3 protein-coding genes are annotated in these 2,375 nt (G+C 58.2%); 2 read left to right on the top strand and 1 reads right to left on the bottom strand.

The window, feature by feature from the left end; translation table 11 throughout:
• Nucleotides 1–809: mechanosensitive ion channel domain-containing protein (locus MBENS4_RS24440; protein ID WP_159108119.1), on the bottom strand; the 809-nt coding region annotated here is incomplete at its 3' end.
• 324 nt (nucleotides 810–1,133) lie between these two features.
• On the opposite strand from MBENS4_RS24440, the gene MBENS4_RS22000 reads away from it, so the two are divergent.
• Nucleotides 1,134–1,805 (top strand): CDP-alcohol phosphatidyltransferase family protein, encoded by a 672-nt coding sequence (locus tag MBENS4_RS22000; protein WP_144401031.1) that lies wholly within the window; start codon nucleotides 1,134–1,136, stop codon nucleotides 1,803–1,805.
• Nucleotides 1,806–2,028: 223 nt separating this feature from the next.
• Nucleotides 2,029–2,361: a YnfA family protein gene (locus tag MBENS4_RS24985; protein WP_084592288.1), complete on the top strand. Its 333-nt coding sequence runs from the start codon at nucleotides 2,029–2,031 to the stop codon at nucleotides 2,359–2,361.
• Nucleotides 2,362–2,375 lie beyond the last annotated feature (14 nt).

Below are 2,375 nucleotides of genomic sequence, written 5' to 3'. Positions count from 1 at the left end.
CCGCTCTCTCGCAGATTGTGGATCAGGTTGCCAATTGCGCAGATGACGGCCTGCTCTGCGGAGCGCGCCAGTTCCGGGTGGATAGGGAAGCGGACCTCGATGCGATACTTGCCAATATCGCTGGTGCTCAAGGAAACTTCGATTTCATTGGGGTCTGGTGTCTTGGTTGCAGCGCTGTGCAAGCCGTTAGTCTTGGACGCAGCGGTGGGCGCCAGGGCCGAAATGACACAGTCCCGGATTTCGCTGCGCGCCGCGAACAGATTGCTATGGGGTTCGAAGGTCAACAGAATCGTATGGCACGCTTTGCCCGTGACGGCCGCTTCCACCCGCAGTGGCGCGCCGAACAGGAGACTGTGCGGGACAATCACTTCACGCCCGGTATGGATGAGGGAGCCTTCTCGCCGGTCCATTTCCATCAAACGGGAAGCGATCAGGTTGTGGTCAAGGACTTCGCCCCGGATACCACCTAGCTCGATGTAGTCTCCCACCGAAAAGGCGCGCGTCAAAGTCCGCAGGGCTGACCCTGAAAGACACAGGATCAACTCCTTCATGGCGACAACCATGGCCACGGCAAACGCGGTCAGGGAGAGTGCGAAGGTTCTCAATTGCGGAGCCCAGATCATGACAAGGCCGATCAGGCCGACGAGCAGCAGGACGTTGCGTGCATTCGCCGACCAGCGCCGGATTACCTGCTGCGTCAGATCTTCTCTGCGGCGCAAGCCCCTTGCGAACACGAAACGCACCAGCGAAAGGATGGCGATCAGAGCGATCGATGCGAGAACGTCGGAGCTGTAGATCTGTTGGGTCAAGCTGACTGGCATGCCAATTCCGATTATTTCGATCCGCGCTCAATGGCGCTTGTCGGCCCGGCTTGCAAATCGTGTCGGGCTCGGACATTGAGCCTGGGCCAGTGCCAACGATCCGGTTGCCGCCCTGTCCGACCAGGACTAAGGGCCATTGGGAGCAACATCGCTTGGTTGATCATTTCAACCTTTTGACAGGCCCTATTTGCCTCCTCGCACCGAGGTGAAGCGTCAAGACTGCAAGCCTGTCGTGATCCCCCCTTCGGCCTGGACATGTGCGGGCCACGGTGCCCAAGAATGACAGGAACACCTGTGTCGAAACCGAAAAACATGAACGCCGGCCCCATCGATCGCATTCAGGAGAACCTGCTCGCGCGCGCAGAACGCCAGCTCCTCAATCGGCTTTGCGCGTGCATGCCGCGCTGGATGGTACCCGATATCCTGACCGCGATCGGGATGTTCGGGGCATTCGTAATCTTCAGCGGATATATCTTGAGCAATCTCGGCGATGGCTGGCTGTGGATTTCCATCGCCGGATATTTCATCCATTGGTTCGGCGACTCGATGGACGGAAGTCTGGCCCGCTATCGGAAGATCGAGAGGCCGCGCTACGGATACTTCCTCGACCATAGCTGCGATGGTCTTGCAACCACGCTGGTCGTCGTGGGCATCGGCCTCAGTCGTTACGTCCAGCTAGAAGTCGCGCTGGTAGCGCTGGCGGGCTATCTCCTTCTTTCGATCCACGCCTTCCTGCTCGTTCGGGTGCTGGACGAAATGAAGCTGTCCTATGCCTATGCAGGGCCTACCGAACTCCGGGTGCTCCTGATCGTGCTCACGCTGGCGATGATTGCTGCCGGATCACAGCCGATCCTTCTGGGCATCCTGACTTGGTTTGACCTGATTGTCGGCGCAATCGGTGCATTGCTGATAGCGTTCTTCGTCATCCAGACGTTGAAAACAGCAAAGCGATTGGCGATCGAGGAGCCGCCTCGGCGCAACTAAGGCGATCAGTCTTTTTGGTATGTTGGGTCTGATAACTCCAGATAGCCCCCCGTCAGCTCCGGGAAGCGGGATTGGAGGCCTGTTCGAAAACAAGAAGGGGCGGCGGCAGAAATGACCGCTGCGCACTTATCTCGATCCGTCGATTCCTGAATCCTCGTAAGTGAGAAAGGTTATTCGCGCGTGTGCGATTGCCGCCGTCCGCTTCTCCTGCCATGTCAAAGACATGAGCGCCTTTGCTTTTCTTGGGGCCGCACTGGCTGAAATCGCGGGATGCTTCGCCTTCTGGGCCTGGCTCCGACTGGGAAAATCTCCTGTGTGGATCGCCCCCGGCATCCTCTCGCTATGTCTGTTTGCCTACTTGTTAACGCTGCCCACATCGGATCAGGCTGGGCGGTCTTATGCCGCCTATGGCGGAGTCTATATCGCATCCGCCGTTCTTTGGCTGTGGCTTGTAGAAGATGCTAAACCGGATCGCTGGGACCTGCTGGGGGCAGCTGTTTGCCTCATTGGCGCAGCTATCATCTACTTCGGTCCACGAACCGCAACCATCGGATAGCCGACAGTCTTCTC

The organism is Novosphingobium sp. MBES04 (assembly GCF_000813185.1).
GTDB classification, from domain to species: domain Bacteria; phylum Pseudomonadota; class Alphaproteobacteria; order Sphingomonadales; family Sphingomonadaceae; genus Novosphingobium; species Novosphingobium decolorationis.
The sequence above is the reverse complement of the archived record's forward strand: the minus strand, read 5'-3'. Positions and strand labels throughout refer to the sequence as shown.

Coding starts and splice junctions, on each gene's coding strand:
- MBENS4_RS22000 (WP_144401031.1), top strand. CDS start 1,134: ATGAACGCCGGCCCCATCGATCGCATTCAGGAGAACCTGCTCGCGCGC.
- MBENS4_RS24985 (WP_084592288.1), top strand. CDS start 2,029: ATGAGCGCCTTTGCTTTTCTTGGGGCCGCACTGGCTGAAATCGCGGGA.